Raw genomic sequence first — 16,687 nt, 5'->3', positions numbered from 1 at the left:
GGCCTGCACCCGTTCGCTGAGCCTGTCGAAGTGCACGTGTTCAGAACTCAGGAGCACTGCGGCGTGTCGGCCGTGACACGCCGCGCGATCATCCCGCCACGCCGCGGCGCTCCTGAGTTGTGAACAGGAACTCCGGGATCGCAGGGCCGGATGCTCACGTCCCGTAGGTGTCGAACGCGGGTTCCCCGGTCGCCGCCAGGTGCAGGATCGTGAAGCCGCCAGGGGTCGTCCGGCTGCTGAGCGGTTCGAAGCCGACGGGTGCCGCGCCGTCCGGGAACAGCCGTCGACCCGCTCCGACGACGACCGGTGCGATGACGAGCCGCACCTCGTCGACGAGGCCCGCGGTGAGCAACGAGTGGGCGAGCCGCGCGCTGCCGTGGATCTGCAGTTCGCGTCCTGGCCGCTTCTTCAGCTCTGCGACCTGTGCGACCACATCGCCCGACAGGATCGTCGACGGCGCCCAGCCGGCCTCGATGAGCGTGTTCGTCGCGACGTACTTCGGCAGTCCGTTCATCATCACGGAGACGGGGTCGTCCGGGTCGAGCATCGGCGGCCAGTCGCGAGCGAACGCCGTGTACGTGCGGCGGCCGAGCAGGAGCCCGTCGGCCTCCTCCAACCATCCGGTGACGATGCCGATGAAGGACTCGTCGATGTACGGGACGAACCAGCCGCCGCGACTGAACCCGTCGCTCGTGTCCTCGTCCGGTGATCCTGGGCCCTGGGCGACGCCGTCGAGCGAGACGAACTCCGTCAGTGTGAGCTTCATTGCCGTGCCTCCTCGTGGCATCGCCGATGCGGAGAGCGTATCGATGCCGTCCGCTCCCCGCCAGGCCGACGTGCGTCCGCCGCCATCGTGCCCGCTGCTGCCCTCGTTGCCGGCACCATCCGCCCACCTCCGAGCCCGGCTCCCTGTTCACAACTCAGGACGGCCGCGGCGTGTCGCGCGCGACACGCCGTCCGACCGCCGCGTCACGCCGGGACGCTCCTGAGTTGTGAACGGCCAGACGCCGGAATGAGTCGACGGCAAGGGACCTCAGGCGTTGCCGAGCGCCCCGTCGAGGAAGGCCAGGGTCTTCGCCCAGGCGTCGGCCGCAGCGTCCTCCCGGTAGGTGATGGAGTTCGAGTCGTTGAAGAACGCGTGTCCTGCGCCGGGGTAGACCGTCGCGGTGAACTCGACGCGCGCATCCTCCATCGTCTCGGTGAGCTCGGGGAGCGTCTTCATGAGGCGTTCGTCCTCATCGCCGTAGAACGCGAGGACAGGGCAGGCGATTGCGGTGACAGCGGCCGGTTCGGGCGGGTAGCCGTAGAACGGGACGGCGGCGCGGATGCGACGATCCGCCGCGGCGAGGGCGAAACTGTAGCCGCCACCGAAGCAGAAGCCCATGACGGCGATGCGACCGTCCACGCCAGGCTCGTCGAACAGCAGGTCGACGACCTTCCCGAGGGCGGGGACGGCCTCGGCGGCGAACTCGGGAGCGTGGACGGGTGCGGTCAGCTCGCGGAGTCGCGGCTGGGCGGCGGTGCGCGTCGCCTCATCGCCGCTGAACAGCACCGCCTGCAGCTCCTCGCCGACGTCCGGGGTCACGCCGACGCCGCTCAGCAGGTCGGGTGCGACGACCAGGTACCCTTCCGCAGCCAGGCGGTCCGCGACATCGGTGATGTGCGGGACGAGCCCCCAGATCTCGTGGATGAGCACGATGGCGCCGCGGAGCTCGACGCCCTTCGGCGGGTCGGCGCGATAGGCGGTGAGGTCCCTGGACAGCGTGATGGTCGTCATGTCGCCAGTGTTTCAGCGCCGGCTCCCGGTTCGCTGAACCCGTCCGGTGCGCGACTCGGGACGGGCCGCGTGGCGGGGCGTCAGGTGAGGAAGACGTCCCGGAGGGTCACCGTCTGCAGGCCTCGGTCGAGGAGCAGTTTGCGCAGTTGCGGGAACACGGTCGTGACCGTTGGGAAGTTCGCGTGGCCGATGACGATGCTCCCGGGCTGGAACCACGTGTCCGCGAAGCCGAGGAGCTGGTCGGGGGAGATCAAGCTGGAGTCCGCGATCGATCCGTACCACATGACCGGTGTCGTGTAGCCGATGCTGGCTGCGACGGCGTCCGTCCGGTCGTTCCGGTACCCGAACGGTGGCCGGTAGAACGGTTTCGGGTCCGCCCCGTAGAGCGCGACGAGCGCCGCCTCGTTGCGGGTGAGTTCGTCGATGATGCCTTGATCGCTCAGCGAGGTGAGGTCGGTGTGGTCGTAGGTGTGGTTGCCGATCGTGATCTGGCCGGATTCGACGAGCGGCCGGATGAGCCCGGCGTGCGTCGTCCACCCCTCGTACTTGGCGTTGGGGAAGAACGTCAGTCTGGTGCCTGTCTCCTTGGCGAACGTCGCGTAGGCGTGGATGACGTTCGCGTCGGCTCCGTCGTCCACCGTCCAGGCGATGTAGGGGCCGGCGACCGGCAGGCTGGAGATGCCGTGCCCGGGGCCGGGGAGCGCCACCCGCTCGATGGCGGGCGCGACGGACCTGACGCCGGTCGGCGTGGGCGTGGGCGTCGGCGTCGGCGTGGGAACCGGCGTCTCGGACGGAGGCGCCGACGCCGGGCCCGTTGGCGCCGGTCGTCCCCCTGCTGCGGCGGTGCTCGTCGGGGCGGCACCTCCGAGCAGCGTGGTCAGGCCGTCGTCGGTGAGTGCCGCAGCCCCGGCTCCGAGGGCGGCGACACCCAACGCACCGAACGCGGCGCCCATGAACACACGTCTGCGAACGCCCTGCCGGTCCTGCCGCGCGTGCCGTGGCCCCGGATGATGCGCCCCCATGTCGCCTCGCTCGTCTGTCCCGGCTCAGAGGGAGGTCTGCATCGCGTGTTCGAAGCGCTCGACGAAGACCCGACCCGGGTCGGACCAGTCCTTCGCGGTGATCGATGCGGCGATCGTGCGGGAGTGCTCGACGGCATCTGGTCGTTCGATGATCTCGACGAGTTTCCGGGCGATCGCGGCGGGGGAGAGGGGAACGTACTCGATGTGTTCGCTGTCGAGGACGCCGCGGGTGTTCTCGCTGTCGTTCACGACGGGCACGACCCCGGAGGACATGACTTCCAGCGGCAGCAGGGACATGTCGGTCAGGGACAGGACGAGGCCGGCCGCGCACCGGTTGTAGACGGCATTGAGCTGATCGATGTCCATGGCCGACCGGTTCACGAACGGGAAGGCCACGTCGTACCCGGACATGTCCCAGCCGACGAGGTTGATCGTCACGTCCGGGCGGAGCCGGTGGAACTCGGTCAGCGCGAGCTCACCGATCTCCCACCCGCGGCGCGGGGTCGGCGGGCGCGCGTAGAAGAGGATCTCCGTGCGGGGTGCATCGTTGGTGTGGGAGTAGTGCTGTTTGTCGACGGAGTAGTCGTAGTGGTCGCAGCTCATCCCGTACTCGTCGGTGACCTTCTGCGCCAGCCAGCGCCCGGCGGAGAACCCGTGGAAGCCGAACCGGTAGGTGTTCTCCGAGAGGACGTACTGGCTGCTCGCGGGATAGAACCAGGGCTCGAAGTCCTGCACGAACGAGAACCGCTTCGCGGGACCCGCGTAGCGGTAGGCCGGGTACGCGGTCTGCCAGTCCGAGGACACCACGACGTCCGCGCCCGGGGCGATGCCCGTGGCCGGGTCGTAGCGGACGAACTCGGCCTGCAGGTCCGGGTAGGCGCTCGAGGCGCGCATCATCGCCCGGATGCCGTCGATGTCCACCGCCGGCATCGGCGACGCCTGGTACAGGTACACCGTCAGCCGGTGCCCGGCCTGCTCGAGGAACTCCATGAACCGGAACGCGTTCTGGTGCCCGCCCGAGGTGCGGCTGGGCGGTGAGATCAACCAGGCGATGTCGTACGGGCGAGCCGGCAACGCTTCCGCGTTGAAGTTCCGGGGGATCGTCCAGTCGGCGGCGATCGCATCGCTCGGATACAGGTCGACGTGGTTCTTCCGCATCGGATTGAACCGGCCGTTGAGATAGTTCCCGGTGCGCCAGAGCGTTGAGCGGATGCCCTCCGCCTTGACCGCGCGCAGGCCGTCGTTGAGTGCACCCATGGTGATTCCCCCGTGATTCGCACACACGGCCCCTTCGGGGGAGACCGCGCGATATCCAATGTCATCGCAACGATAGCGCCCGGCGGATAACGAAAACGTCAACCGGAAGGACCATATCTGAACAGCCCGCGAACTGTCGGTCGCTGCTGGCCGGGACGGAACCGGCGCAGCGACGACCGCAGTCCGCGGGCTGGACGGGCGATGCTGACGGGAGGGCGCGGACGCTACTCGACGGCGATGTTCTCGGTCATCGCGGCGACGAGGGCGAGGCGGGCTTCGAGCGTCGTCGGGCGGCCGGGGGCGTCCGGGCGTTCCTGCCACGGGCGGGGGCCGTCGGCGCGTCGGTACTCGACGCCGAGCGCCTCAAGGACCGGCAGGTGGGCTTCGAGGCGCTCCGAGAACGCAGTGAAGTCGCGCTCCCCCCGATGCCAGACGACCTCGGCGAGGGCGCACAGGCGCGGGAACGCGTGGTAGTCGACGACGCGGGCGGTGTCCATGTGCTCGGTCCAGATGTTCGCCTGACCGCCGATGACGTGGAGCGCCTCCTCGGGGGTGAGCGATTCGGGGACGGGCTCGAACGCATAGACGTCCTCGACCGTCAGGACCGGGCCGACGGGGGTCGGCTCGCCCGGGTGCTCGGACTCGCGGTAGTCGAGGTACACCTTGTCGTCCGGGCAGGCGACCACGTCGTGACCCGACTTCGCAGCGGCGACCGCACCGCGCAGGCCGCGCCAGGACGCGATCGTGGCGCCGGGAGCGAGCCCGCCCTCGAGGATCTCGTCCCAGCCGAACAGTCGGCGTCCGGCGGCCGTCAGGTGGTCGTCCAGCTGGTGGATGAACCAGGACTGCACCTCGTCGGCGTTCGCGAGCCCCAGCTCGGTCATCCGCGCGGCCGTGGAGGCGCTCTGCTCCCACTGGACCTTCTTCGCCTCGTCGCCGCCGACGCCGATGTATGCGGCGGGGAAGACGTCCATGACCTCGTCGAACACGTTCCGGAAGAACTGGACCGTCGACTCCTCGATGTTGAGGACTGTCTCGTTGATGCCCCAGCGGGTCCAGACGGCGTGCTCCTCGTCCTCGACGTCCGAGACGGCGAGTTCCGGGTAGGCGGTGACGATGGCGCGCGCGTGGCCGGGGATGTCGATCTCCGGGACGACCGTGACGAAGCGGTCGGCGGCGTAGGCGACGATCTCGCGGAGGTCGTCCTGCGTGTAGAAGCCGCCGTGCGGGCGCCCGTCTCCGCCGACCTCGCGCGCTGCGCCGTCCTGGCTCTCGGTGCGCCATCCGCCGACCTCGGTGAGCCGCGGGTAGCGCTTGATCTCGATGCGCCAGCCCTGATCGTCGGTCAGGTGGAAGTGGAGCACGTTGAGCTTGTGGCGGGCGGCGAGGTCGATGAAGCGCATCACGTCGGACTTCGGCATGAAGTGGCGGGCGACGTCGAGCATCACGCCGCGCCAGCCGAAGCGCGGGGCGTCCTCGATCGAAACGCCCTCGATGCGCCAGTCCTGGACGCCGATGCGTCCGCGGCGGTTGACCGCCGCCGGGAGCAGCTGGGTCACGGTCACGGCCGCGCAGAACGCGCCGGCGGGCTCGGAGGCCGTGATGTGCACGCCGGACGCGTCGACCCTGATGCGGTACTCCTCGGCGTCGAGGCCGTCCTCGAACGCGAAGTCGATGCCGGCAGGTGCGGTCCCCGTGGGGGTGCTGCCCGCATCGGGTGCTGCGAACTCGAAGCCGGTCGACGCCTGCAGGACGCCGCGAAGCCAGCGCATCGCCGAAGTGAAGCGGACGTCGCCGCCCAGGGCGGTCTCCTCGGCGAGGGTGAACGATCCGTCGAGCGGTCGGACGGAGGTTGGCTGGGGGAGCATGCGGAGTCTTCCTCGAGTGGTGGATGCGGGTGGGGCTTGCGGTTCGGGTGGGGCGGGTGGTTCGGGTGGGGCGGTGTCGTGCCCTTCGACAGGCTCAGGGACCAGACGCTCTGGGTCCGGACGCTCTGGGAGCGGTGGCCCGGTCCCTGAGCCTGTCGAAGGGCCCCGACAGTCGCAGATCGAGGGCGACGTGCTCAGTGGAGCTCGGTGAGTACTTTCGTCGAGAGCCGGTCAGCGATGAGCGTGTCGGTCACGACCTCGGCGGCCGTCTGACCGGCTTCGCTCGCGAGTTCGGCGACGTTCCGGCCGACGAGTTCCGCGAGATCTGGATGGGAGACGGCGGCGATCCAGACCCCGGACCAGTCGACGGTCGTGTGCTCGAGTTCGAGACGCGTCGTGGTGCGCTGGTCGCGGAGACGGTCGAGCATCGTGCTGTCGTCCTCGTCGCGGATCCAGGCCGGGAGGAGCGATGCGAGGGTCGCGGGGGCATGGCGGCCGTCACGGAACGGATGCGTCGTGGCGTGGTCGGATCCACCGGCGTGCATGCTCATCGTTGCTGCTCTCATCACCCTGCGTTTCGCCTCAGGTTGCAAACTACGCAACGCCCGTTGCAAATCCCCGCACTCACAGTAATCCTGGCGCGGGGGCACTGTCAACGTGCGCTCCGCCGGTCCCTCCGCTCGTTGCGCGCAACTCCTTCGATTCGGACGTCGGCGAATCCGAAAGCCCGGAATTCTGCGGCCGCGGCGATGCCTCCGGTGCGAATCGAAGGAGTTATGCGCGATGGGTGGCACTTCGACAGGCTCAGTGACCGGGTCCGGCCCCGTGACCAGGCACTTCGACAGGCTCAGTGACCGGGTGCGGCTCCGTGACCAGGGCGCTTCGACATGCTCAGGGAACGGGTACGGCGGAGAGGCCGGGCGCCTACGCTCGGTGGGCGCGCCGCGGCTCCGGCGTGATGCGGTGCGACTGCACGGCGTCGAACGTCACTCGGAGCGGCTCGGCGACGGCGTCGAAGCGCCGCTGCGCCACCCGGATGAACAGGAGGTCGACGAGCGCGAGCTGCGCGATGCGACTGGACATCGCCCCCGACCGGTATCGGCTCTCGCGCGCCTGCGTCGTGAGCACGAGGTCGCAGGCGTGCGCGATGGGGGAGTCGGGGAAGTTCGTGATGCAGACGGTCGTCGCGCCGGACGACTTCGCGACCTCGAGGGCGTGCGCCGTCTCGATCGTCTCGCCGGAGTGGGAGAACCCGATCGCGACGCCGCCCTCGCCGAGCAATGCGGCCGAGGGCAGCGCGAAGTGCACGTCGGTGAAGCAGTTGGCCACCATGCCGATGCGGTACAACTTCTGGTGCAGGTCCTGGGCCGTGAGACCGGACGAGCCGAAGCCGACGAGGTCGATGCGCGGCGCCGCGATGACCGCGTCCACGACGGCGTCGAGCGCCGTGAGGTCGAGCGACTTCGCGGTCAGCTCGATCGCCTGCACCTCCTGGTACGCGACCTTCGCCACGACCGCTTCGACGCTGTCGTCCGGGTCGATGTCGGCTTCGTGCACGTCGAACCGATCGCGCTCCGCCTGTTCCCGGCTCGTCGAGGTGGCGATAGCGACGCGGAACTCGCGGTAGCCGGTGTAACCGACGGTCTGGCAGAACCGTGCGACGGTCGCCTGGGACGTGCCGCACGCCTTCGCGAGCTCCGTGATGGTGAGTTCGACGACGAGCGACGGCGTCTCGATGATCGTCTCGGCCACCCTCGTCTCCGCTGCGCTCAGCCGGGGGAGGGCCTGCCGGAGCGCGAGGAGCGCGTCAGTCGACATGACCGCCGGTGCCTGGGGTGGTGCCGGTCGCGTGTTCGATGGCGGTGCGCAGCGAGCCGTCGCCCTCGCGGAGCGTGGTGACCGCATCGGCGGCGCTCAGCCCGGTGGACAGCACGAGGATCGCCGCTTTCACCCAGCCTCCGACCTCATCGAGGACCCTCGACGCCGTCGTGGCGTCGGTGCCCGTCGCCAGCATAACGGTTCGTTCGGACCTGGCTCGGAGTTTCTCGTTGGTCGCACGGAGGTCGACCATGAGGTTCCGGTAGGTCTTGCCGAGGCGCACCATCGAGATGGTGGAGAGCATGTTGAGGACGAGCTTCTGGGCGGTTCCGGCCTTGAGGCGGGTGGAGCCCGTCAGGAGTTCCGGTCCGACGACGGTCTCGATGCCGATGTCCGCGCCAGAGCCGAGCGGCGAGCCGCCGTTGCAGGACATGCCGACGGTGAGGGCGCCGACGCTCTTCGCGTACTCGATCGCGCCGAGGACGTACGGGGTGCGGCCGGAGGCGGAGACGCCCACGACGCAGTCGTCCGGGCCGACGCCGATCGCTTCGAGGTCGCTGCGGCCGACGTGCGCGTGGTCCTCCGCGTCCTCGACGGCCTGCTGGATGGCTCCGGGGCCGCCCGCGATGATGCCGACGATGAGGCCGGGGTCGGTACCGAAGGTCGGCGGGGCCTCGCTCGCGTCGAGGATGCCCATGCGACCCGCGGTGCCCGCGCCGATGTAGATGAGTCGTCCGCCGCGGCGGAGGCGTTCGACGATGCCGTCGATCGCCGCGCTGATCTGTGGTTCGACCGCAGCGATGGCGTCTGGCACGGACCGGTTGCCGTCGTTCATCGCCGCGACGAGCTCCGCGGTGTCGAGCGCGTCGAGGTCGGGGTACTGCTCGCCGACCTGCTCGGTGGAGAGCGTGGCGAGCTCGGCGCGGAGGGCCGTGCGATCGGGCTGCGCTGGGCTTTCAGGCCGAGCAGTGTGTTCGGGCAGCACAGAGTGCTCAGGCCGCTCAGGCCGCGCTGCGCTTTCGGGCAGCGACTGGCGCTCAGGCCGCTCGGACGTCATCGCGGACGACCCTTCCGTCGTAGGTGATGCCGTGGTCGAGTGCCACGAGCCGTGCGCCGTCGAGGGCGTCTCCGAGCGGTGCGACGAGTTCCACGCCGATGCGCTCCATCGCCGTGCGGAGGTGTGCGGCGAAGTACGGCTGGGAGGCGATGCCGCCCACGACGCACACGGAGCCCGTCGATGCCGCGTTGGCGCTCACGGCGAGGTGCGTGCACGCCTGGTCGATGATGTCCGCCGCGACCGCATCGCCCTGTTCGGCGCGTGCGATGACGGTGGGGGCGAAGGTGCCGAGCTGGCGGGCGGGGGCGCCCGTCTGCGAGACCCACAGGGGGAGGGCGGCGAAGGAGCCGGCGAGGGCTTCCGCATCGGCCGCGAGCAGTGTGGCCGGTCCGCGGCCGTCCGCAGCACGCAGCGCCGCTTCGAGGCCCTGCTGGCCGATCCAACGGCCGCTTCCCTCGTCGCCGAGCCAGGGGCCCCAGCCGTCGATCTGGCGGACGCCGCCGAGCCGATCGACGTCGAAGACGACGGCGCCGGTGCCCGCGATGAGGACGGTGCCGGGTCCGCCGGCGAATGCTCCGGCATGCGCGGCGAGGGCGTCGTTGACGACGGCGATCGTCGCATCGAGCTCACGGTGGAGTTCCGCGGTGAACGCGGCCACCTCCTCCGGTGCGGCTTCGACGCCGGCAGCGCCGATGCCGACGCGCCGGACGCGTGCGAGCACGTCGGCGGGGATGTGGGCGACCGTGTCGAGGACGGCACGCGCGGAGAGCTCTGCGCCCTCGTGATCGGCGAGGCCGGGGGCGCCGGCGCCGTGCGCTTCGGCGAGGACCGTCGCGGCTTCACCCGTTCCGATCGTCACCCGGGCCCGACAGGAGGTCTTCCCCAGGTCGATGGCCAGTACCGCGAGTTCGTCGTTCGTCATGTTCCGTTCCGTCTGTGGTGCTGATGGTGCTGTAGTTCCGGTGGCCCCGTCAAGGCCTGTGTTCCCTGCCGCCGTCGTCCGGTCCGTCGACGGTGCGACGGACCGGAGGACCGGAGCGGTCACGATGGTGTTCACGCCGTGCCGCCGACGAGGTCGCGGACCCGATCGGCGGAGAGCCGGGAAGCGGCGAGGCAGTCGATCGAGGCGAGCTCGGTGGGGAGGGTCGCCGGGAGCCCGACGCCGACGAGCACTGCGTCAGGGCGACGTTCGGCGATGCGACCGACCGCGTCGCCCTGGGGTCCGGCGATGCTGCGCTGGTCCGTCACGACGACGAGGCCGTCGGCCGCGTCCAGCGCATCGAGTGCGGAGTCGAGGGCGGTGGCTACACCGTCCGCGAGCGATTCGCCGACGGGGACGCGGATGACCGTGAACCGTTCGGAGAGCGCGTCGACGAACGGATCCGCGGCCGAGGCGACCGCGAAGGTCGGCCGGTTGCGGAGATCGAGGAGCGTCACGGAATCCGCGTCGATCGTGACATCGCCCGTGACCGTGATGACGTCGTCGATCGTTCCCGAGAACGACTGCGCCTCCGGCAGCGGCACGTCGGCGAGGCCTGCGGAGAGGACCCGGACGCGGTCAGCCGCCCGCTCGACGATCGCCCGGTCGAGCGACCCGTCCAGGATCGCCTCGTAGACGGCGTCGAAGACCTCGCGGTAGTCGTCCTCATCGGTCGTCGCACCCATCTTGGGTCCGAGGTTCGACGGATTGCCGATGCAGAGCAGGTCGACGCCGGCGCGCAGGGCGAGGACGCCGCCGTGACCGGAACCGACGGTGCTGCGGATGGCGGCCATGTCGAGTGCGTCGGAGATGATCGCGCCGTCGAAGCCGCTCGCGCGGAGGCGGTCGAGGGCGACCGGGTTGAGCGTGGCCGGCACTTCGACAAGCTCAGTGACCGATTCGTCCGGTCCCTGAGCCTGTCGAAGGGCGACAAGCTCAGTGACCGATTCGTCCGGTCCCTGAGCCTGTCGAAGGGCGGGAACCACGATGTGCGCGGTCATGACGCTCGCCACGCCCGCATCGATCGCGGCCTGGAACGGCGGCTGGTGCTCGCGTTCGATGTCCTCGAGCGGCAGTTCGATGCGCGGCAGCGACAGGTGCGAGTCGCTCGCGGTGTCACCGTGGCCGGGGTAGTGCTTCACGCACGCCGCGACGCCGGCCGACTGCAGGCCCTCGACGAGGGCGGCCGTGTGCCGCGCGACGAGTGCGCCCGTCGACCCGAACGAGCGGTTCCCGATGACGGGGTTCAGCGCGTTCGTGTTGACGTCGGCGACGGGTGCGAGCGCCACGTTCGTGCCGACCTCGCGGAGTCGGCGAGCGATCTCCACTCCGACGGCCTTCGTGACCTCGACGTCGTCGAGCGCGCCGAGCTGCGCGTGCCCTGGCAGCGTCGAACCCGTCCGGGTCTCGAGGCGGGTGACGTTGCCGCCCTCCTCGTCGACGCCGATGAGGATGCCGGGGCGGTGCTCGCGGAGCGTCGCCGACAGGGCAGCCGTCTCAGCGGCGTCCGGCCCGATGTTCTGGCCGAAGTACACGACGCCGGCCAGGCCGCCGTCGAGCTCGCGCAGCAGCCACTCGGGGGCGCTGCGGCCGAGGAACCCCGGCCACAGCACTCCGCGCACGAGACGCGCGACGTCCGGATCGAGCGTGCTGTCGTCCACAAGGGTGTTCTCGTCCACGGCGCTCATCCCTTGACCGCTCCGGCCACGAGGCCGCCCGAGAGGCGACGCTGCACGAGGATGAAGAAGATCATGACCGGGATGGTGATGATCGTGGACGCGGCCATGACCGAGCCCCAGTCGTTCGAGTGGAGCCCGAAGAACTGCTTGAGGCCGATCGCCACCGTGTAGTTCTCCGTCGAACCGCCGAGGAGCGTCATCGCGAAGATGAACTCGTTCCACGCTGTGATGAAGCTGAACACGCTCGTCGCGACGAGTCCGGGCGCCACGAGGGGCAGGAGCACCGAACGGAACATGCGCCACCAGCTGGCGCCGTCGATGAACGCGGCCTCCTCGAGTTCGACCGGGACGGCGGCGACGAAGCCGCGCAGCATCCAGATCCCGAACGGGAGGGAGAGCGCCACGTAGACGACGATGAGGCCGAGCAGCGTGTTGAGGAGCTGCAGGTCGCGCACCTGGACAAACAGCGGGATCACGAGGGCTTCGAGCGGCACCATCTGGACCACGAGGATCATCAGGAGCACCGTCGTGCGGAACTTGAACTTGAACCGCGCCACGGCGACCGAGGCGAGCAGTGCGACGATCGCGGACAGGAGGACCGTCGCGCCGGCCACGATGGCCGAGTTCCGCAGGAAGATGTCGAATCCGCCCGTGGTGAGGACGTACTCGAAGTTCTTGAACGAGAACTCCTTCGGGATGAAGGACTGACCGCCGCTCGACGCCTTCGCATCGAACGCGCTCGAGATCATCCAGTACGCGGGGAAGAGCGTGAAGACGAGGAGGAAGACGACCGCGATCGCCTTGCCCGTGTTGATCCGCTTGGTCCGTGCACTCGCCTTGCGGTGCATCGGCACGAGCGGCTTGTCGGTGGCCGACGACGCCTTCGTGGTGATGGTGCGGGTGGCGTCTGCCGGTGCGGTGCCGTTCTGGGTGGGGGCGCTCACAGCTTCTCCTCCTTCATCAGGACACGGATGTAGATGATGGTGACGACGAGCAGGAGCAGGGTCAGGAGGACCGCGATCGCCGAGCCGAAGCCGTAGCGGTTCTGACCGAACGACTCCACGTACGACCACACGCCGAGGTTCAGGACGTCGCGGTTGGACCCTGCGCCGCCAGGCATCAGGTAGACCTGCGCGAACACTTTGAAGTCCCAGATGATCGACAGGATGATGACGACCGAGAAGACCTGCTTGAGCGACGGGAAGGTGATCTGGAAGAAGCGGCGGAACGCGCCGGCCCCGTCCATCTCGGCGGCTTCGAGCATCTCCTTGGAGACGCCCAGCAGACCGGCGAGGACGGTGATCGCCACGAACGGGAAGCCGTGGTGGATGACGTTGATGAGGGCGATGCCGTAGAAGGAGAACTGGTTCGTGAACCAGTTGTACGGCTCGTCCATGAGGCCGAGGCCCATGAGGGTCTGGTTCACGATGCCGCGGTCGGCGTCGAAGATCCACACCCAGACGTAGGTGCCGGTGACGGCGGGCATGGCCCACGCGACCATGATGGCGCTGCCGACGATCGTGCGCCAGAAGTTGCCGAGGGACGCCATCAGGAGGGCGACGAGCGTGCCCAGGACGACGGTGCCGATGACGGACGCTGCGGCGAAGATGACGGTGTTGGGGAGGACCGTGGTCCACAGCGTCGCATTGCCGAAGACCTCTGCGTAGTTGCCGAAGCCGATGAAGTTGGGTTTGCCGCTGACGATCTGGCGCAGGCCGTAGTCCTGCAGAGAGAAGAGAACGACACGGAGGAGCGGCCACAGGAGGAGGACCGCGAGGATGACGAGCGCCGGCGCGAGCAGCAGCCACGGCCGGGTGCGGATGAGCACCGTGAGCCGCTTGGCTGAGGGGGAGGGGCCCGCGGCCACCCGCGAAGCCGGAGCTTCGCGGGTGGCAACAGGGGTGTTCAACTTGGTCACGGGTGACTACTTGCCGTTCATGATGGAGTCCATCTCCTTGGCGGCGTCGGTCGTCGCCTCGTCGACCGACTTCGCTCCGGAGAGAATGGCCTGGATCATCGCGTTGGTGGTCTTCTTCGCCTGGACCGCACCGAACTTCGGCGTGACCGGCACGGAGGCGCCGCCGTCGACCATCTGCTTCGCGAAGGGCTGGACCAGCGGGTCGTCGCTCTTCACGGCTTCGTCGAGGAGCGAGGTCTGGCCGGGGAAGTACCCGGTCTCGTCAGCCCACTGGCTGGCGTACTTGCCCGTGGTCATGAGCTCGATGAACTTGAACGCGAGGTCCTTGTTCTTCGCGGTCTCGAACATCGACAGGTGCGAACCGCCGAGGACGGAGGGCGAGATGCCGCCCGTCTCGCCGGGGATCGGGATGGCGGCGAACTTGCCCTTGAGGTCCGGAGCCTTCTGGTCGATGGTCGCGGGGGTCCAGGAACCCATGACGGCCATGGCGACGTTGCCCTGGAGGAAGTTGTCCATGACGTCCGTCTCCTTCCAGGTGGTCGCACCTGCGGAGGAGGAGTTGTGCTTCAGGGCGAGGTCGGTCCACCACTGCAGGCCGGCGCGCGACTTGTCGCTCGCGAGCTGCGAGACCCACTTGTCGCCCTTCTTCTCGGAGATCTCTCCACCGGCGCCCCACACCCACGGGTAGGTGTCGAACTCGGCGTCGCCGGGAACGGGGAAGGGGATCATGTCGGGCTTGGCCGCCTTGATGGCCGCGACGTCCGCGACGATCTCGTCCCAGTTGGTCGGCGCCTTGAGGCCGAGCTCGTCGAACACGTCGGTGCGGTAGATGATGGAGCGGACGCCGGCGTACCAGGGCATGCCGTACATCTCTCCGTCGTAGGTGCCCGACTGGACGAGGCCCTTGACGAGGTCCTTGCTGAGGCCGGCCTTGTCGACGAGGTCGCCGATGGGGGCGAGCGCGCCGGCGTCGGCGAACTCGGCGGTCCAGGTGGTGCCGGTCTCTGCGACGTCGGGGGTGGTGCCACCGGCGATCGAGGTCACGAAGCGGTCGTGGGCGTCGGCCCACTGCACGTATTCGACCTTGAGCGTTGCGCCGGTCTCTTTCTTGAAGTCGTCGCCGACCTGGGAGAAGAACTTCTCCGAGTCGGGGTTGGTGCCCTGCATGATCCAGACGTTCAGTGTCTGGCCCTTGCCGTCAACGGTGTCCCCGCCTGCGGTCCCTCCACCGGCACAGGCGGTGAGCCCGAGTGCTGCGGTGGCCAGGATGGCGAGCGGGAGGGTGCGCTTCTGCATGGTGCGTCTCCTCGATGGGGGATGGTCAGGAACCGTCATTGGCTTCCTGATGGGTGATTGTGAAAACAGTATTCAATAAGTTAGGGATCTGTGCAAATTTTTTCCAGAAACGAAACATGGCTGTTACTTCCCGGACCTCCGGCCGTTTCACGGGAGCCGCCACAGGAACCCCACAGGGGGTCATCAGGGGGCCATCAGTAACGCCGAAAAAGCCCGTCATTCGTGGGGTATTCGGGGTGTCCCGGGGTGTCGCTCAGGCCGAATTGGCAGGAAGCTCGAAGGGCGCTTACGATACCGTGGAGACGACGGATCGGGCCCTCGCAAACGGGTCCGCTCAGCAGCGTCAGGTGGGCGTCCCGGGGGTGAGCTCACTGCACACCACCACAGGCAGAGGAGCTCGGTCGACCCGTGGCATCACGCGTTCAAGAGTCAGAGCGTCGGCGGTCGCGCAACGCGCGCCGAGGGCGTCATCGCGCTGCTGAGCAGCTCGAACCGTTCACACGCGGATTCTCCGCACTCGGCGAACTCGCCGCCGGCGGAGTCCAGGTCTCACTCCGCATCAACGACATCACCACGGACGAAGCCCTCATGTCCGTCGACGACCACGTCGTCGTCCCCACGGCCTCCGTCGGCAAGGTGCTCCTCCTCATCGAGGTCGCCGCCCGTCTCGGCGACCCCGACTTCAGCGGCCTCACCGTCCTCGACCGCGAACCGCTCGACGCCGTCGCCGACTCCGGCATCTGGCAGCACCTCCAGGCCCCCGCGCTCCCCGTCGCCGACCTCGCCGCGCTCATCGGCGCCACGAGTGACAACCTCGCCACCAACGTCCTGCTCCGTCTCGTCGGCCTCGACGCCGTTCGGGAGCGTGCGGAAGCCATCGGCCTCAAGCGCACCGCCCTCCTCGACATCGTTCGCGACAACCGCGGCCTCGACGACGCCCCGCAGCTCTCCGTCGGTTCCGCCCGGGAGCTCGCCTGGCTCTTCCAGCAGCTCGCGACGGGCGACATCGTCGACTCCACGACGAGCCGACGCGTCCTCGGCTGGCTGTCGCTCAACACCGACCTGTCGCTCGTCGCCTCCGGCTTCGGGCTCGACCCGCTCGCGCATCGTGAACCGGATCACGGCATCCAGCTGTTCAACAAGACCGGTGCGAGCGCGGGCGTGCGTGCCGAGGCCGGCATCCTCCGCGGTCCGCGCGGCGCCGTCAGCTACGCCGTGTGCACGACCTTCGACGACACGGAGCTCGGCACGCGCCTCGGCGTCGTCGATGCGCTCCGTGTCCTCGGCCAGGACCTCCTCGAGTACGTCCACTAGTCGAGTTCCGCGGCGCCGCCCCGCCAGCCCGCCGGCCCGGTCCCTGGGCCTCTCGGCGGGTGTGCCTGTTCACAACTCAGGAGCGTCCCGGCGTGTCGCGCTCGACACGCCGCGTCCCCGCCTCGACACGCCGTACTGCTCCTGAGTTGTGAACATCCCGCTCGGCCTTCACGCCTTCCGGACGAGGAGTTCCGGAATTGTGAAACGGCACGGGTCAGTCGATGAGGCCCGCGGCAGCCAGACGCCGCAGCACCTCGCCACCGGCGGGCGGGCAGCGGTGCAGGTCCGCGGTCGACGCCCAGTGCAGCTCGCTCACCTCGGCCGACGGCATCGGCTCGTCGGCGGTCGTCCCGCTGAACACCCGCATGCGCACGAGCCGTCCGTCCGGCTCGCCGTGCGCCTGCGTCACGACTGTGAACAGCTCCTCGAGGCTCGCCGGCTCGAGTTCGACCGCGATCTCCTCGCGCGACTCGCGGATGACGGCCTCCGCGGGCGTCTCACCCGCATCGATCTTGCCGCCGGGCATGTAGAGGACGTCGCGACCGCGAGCCGTCACCATGAGCACACGACGGTCTCGGATCGATGCGAGCGCGGACACCTCGATGTCCGGCAGCGCGGTGGACGGAACGGGCTGATCCGGAAGGGGCTGGTCTGGCATGGTGCTCACCCCTTGATCATCTCGCGTTCCACGACCCGGCGCGT

15 protein-coding genes are annotated in these 16,687 nt (G+C 69.1%); 1 reads left to right on the top strand and 14 read right to left on the bottom strand.

The window, feature by feature from the left end:
• Nucleotides 1-154: 154 nt before the first annotated feature.
• The 13 genes from ACQ3HB_RS01950 to ACQ3HB_RS01890 form a co-directional block, all read right to left on the bottom strand.
• Nucleotides 155-766 (bottom strand): dihydrofolate reductase family protein, encoded by a 612-nt coding sequence (locus ACQ3HB_RS01950; RefSeq protein ID WP_430917235.1) that lies wholly within the window; start codon nt 764-766, stop codon nt 155-157.
• Nucleotides 767-1,033: 267 nt separating this feature from the next.
• Nucleotides 1,034-1,777, bottom strand: coding sequence for a dienelactone hydrolase family protein (locus ACQ3HB_RS01945; RefSeq protein WP_430917233.1), 744 nt, complete (start codon nt 1,775-1,777; stop codon nt 1,034-1,036).
• 80 nt (nt 1,778-1,857) lie between these two features.
• Nucleotides 1,858-2,730, bottom strand: coding sequence for a polysaccharide deacetylase family protein (locus tag ACQ3HB_RS01940; RefSeq protein ID WP_430917231.1), 873 nt, complete (start codon nt 2,728-2,730; stop codon nt 1,858-1,860).
• Between the two features lie 93 nt (nt 2,731-2,823).
• A complete protein-coding gene (locus tag ACQ3HB_RS01935) occupies nt 2,824-4,056 on the bottom strand; it encodes a rhamnosyltransferase WsaF family glycosyltransferase (RefSeq protein ID WP_430917229.1) in 1,233 nt (410 codons plus the stop codon).
• Between the two features lie 224 nt (nt 4,057-4,280).
• Nucleotides 4,281-5,924 carry a beta-N-acetylhexosaminidase gene (locus ACQ3HB_RS01930; protein WP_430917227.1) on the bottom strand — a complete coding sequence of 548 codons (1,644 nt, stop codon included), beginning with the start codon at nt 5,922-5,924 and terminating at the stop codon, nt 4,281-4,283.
• 194 nt (nt 5,925-6,118) lie between these two features.
• Entirely contained in the window at nt 6,119-6,475 is a 357-nt protein-coding gene (locus tag ACQ3HB_RS01925) for a hypothetical protein (protein WP_430917225.1), read from the bottom strand.
• 373 nt (nt 6,476-6,848) lie between these two features.
• Nucleotides 6,849-7,742, bottom strand: coding sequence for a MurR/RpiR family transcriptional regulator (locus ACQ3HB_RS01920; RefSeq protein ID WP_430917223.1), 894 nt, complete (start codon nt 7,740-7,742; stop codon nt 6,849-6,851).
• Nucleotides 7,732-8,727 (bottom strand): N-acetylmuramic acid 6-phosphate etherase, encoded by a 996-nt coding sequence (gene murQ, locus ACQ3HB_RS01915; RefSeq protein WP_430917221.1) that lies wholly within the window; start codon nt 8,725-8,727, stop codon nt 7,732-7,734. The genes ACQ3HB_RS01920 and murQ overlap by 11 nt, the downstream gene beginning before the upstream one ends.
• Nucleotides 8,728-8,779: 52 nt before the next feature.
• Entirely contained in the window at nt 8,780-9,721 is a 942-nt protein-coding gene (locus ACQ3HB_RS01910) for an N-acetylglucosamine kinase (protein WP_430917219.1), read from the bottom strand.
• Nucleotides 9,722-9,852: 131 nt separating this feature from the next.
• Nucleotides 9,853-11,457, bottom strand: coding sequence for a glycoside hydrolase family 3 protein (locus ACQ3HB_RS01905; protein ID WP_430917218.1), 1,605 nt, complete (start codon nt 11,455-11,457; stop codon nt 9,853-9,855).
• Between the two features lie 5 nt (nt 11,458-11,462).
• Nucleotides 11,463-12,305, bottom strand: coding sequence for a carbohydrate ABC transporter permease (locus tag ACQ3HB_RS01900; RefSeq protein ID WP_430917751.1), 843 nt, complete (start codon nt 12,303-12,305; stop codon nt 11,463-11,465).
• Between the two features lie 92 nt (nt 12,306-12,397).
• Nucleotides 12,398-13,375, bottom strand: a complete 978-nt coding sequence (locus ACQ3HB_RS01895; RefSeq protein ID WP_430917216.1) for a carbohydrate ABC transporter permease — start codon at nt 13,373-13,375, stop codon at nt 12,398-12,400.
• Nucleotides 13,376-13,381: 6 nt separating this feature from the next.
• Nucleotides 13,382-14,671 carry a sugar ABC transporter substrate-binding protein gene (locus tag ACQ3HB_RS01890; RefSeq protein WP_430917214.1) on the bottom strand — a complete coding sequence of 430 codons (1,290 nt, stop codon included), beginning with the start codon at nt 14,669-14,671 and terminating at the stop codon, nt 13,382-13,384.
• 408 nt (nt 14,672-15,079) lie between these two features.
• On the opposite strand from ACQ3HB_RS01890, the gene ACQ3HB_RS01885 reads away from it, so the two are divergent.
• Nucleotides 15,080-15,985: a serine hydrolase gene (locus ACQ3HB_RS01885; protein WP_430917212.1), complete on the top strand. Its 906-nt coding sequence runs from the start codon at nt 15,080-15,082 to the stop codon at nt 15,983-15,985.
• A gap of 214 nt (nt 15,986-16,199) precedes the next feature.
• On the opposite strand, the gene ACQ3HB_RS01880 is transcribed toward ACQ3HB_RS01885, so the two are convergent.
• On the bottom strand, nt 16,200-16,643 hold the full coding sequence (locus tag ACQ3HB_RS01880) for an NUDIX hydrolase (protein WP_430917210.1): 444 nt from the start codon (nt 16,641-16,643) through the stop codon (nt 16,200-16,202).
• Nucleotides 16,644-16,687 lie beyond the last annotated feature (44 nt).

Source organism: Plantibacter lichenum, from assembly GCF_050587525.1.
Lineage (GTDB): Bacteria > Actinomycetota > Actinomycetes > Actinomycetales > Microbacteriaceae > Plantibacter.
This window is presented reverse-complemented; position numbering and strand designations above follow the sequence as displayed.

Excerpts from the sequence above, each read along its gene's own strand:
- ACQ3HB_RS01950 (WP_430917235.1), bottom strand. The coding sequence starts at position 766 with ATGAAGCTCACACTGACGGAGTTCGTCTCGCTCGACGGCGTCGCCCAG.
- ACQ3HB_RS01945 (WP_430917233.1), bottom strand. The coding sequence starts at position 1,777 with ATGACGACCATCACGCTGTCCAGGGACCTCACCGCCTATCGCGCCGAC.
- ACQ3HB_RS01940 (WP_430917231.1), bottom strand. The coding sequence starts at position 2,730 with ATGGGCGCCGCGTTCGGTGCGTTGGGTGTCGCCGCCCTCGGAGCCGGG.
- ACQ3HB_RS01935 (WP_430917229.1), bottom strand. The coding sequence starts at position 4,056 with ATGGGTGCACTCAACGACGGCCTGCGCGCGGTCAAGGCGGAGGGCATC.
- ACQ3HB_RS01930 (WP_430917227.1), bottom strand. The coding sequence starts at position 5,924 with ATGCTCCCCCAGCCAACCTCCGTCCGACCGCTCGACGGATCGTTCACC.
- ACQ3HB_RS01925 (WP_430917225.1), bottom strand. The coding sequence starts at position 6,475 with ATGAGCATGCACGCCGGTGGATCCGACCACGCCACGACGCATCCGTTC.
- ACQ3HB_RS01920 (WP_430917223.1), bottom strand. The coding sequence starts at position 7,742 with ATGTCGACTGACGCGCTCCTCGCGCTCCGGCAGGCCCTCCCCCGGCTG.
- ACQ3HB_RS01910 (WP_430917219.1), bottom strand. The coding sequence starts at position 9,721 with ATGACGAACGACGAACTCGCGGTACTGGCCATCGACCTGGGGAAGACC.
- ACQ3HB_RS01900 (WP_430917751.1), bottom strand. The coding sequence starts at position 12,305 with ATGCACCGCAAGGCGAGTGCACGGACCAAGCGGATCAACACGGGCAAG.
- ACQ3HB_RS01890 (WP_430917214.1), bottom strand. The coding sequence starts at position 14,671 with ATGCAGAAGCGCACCCTCCCGCTCGCCATCCTGGCCACCGCAGCACTC.
- ACQ3HB_RS01880 (WP_430917210.1), bottom strand. The coding sequence starts at position 16,643 with ATGCCAGACCAGCCCCTTCCGGATCAGCCCGTTCCGTCCACCGCGCTG.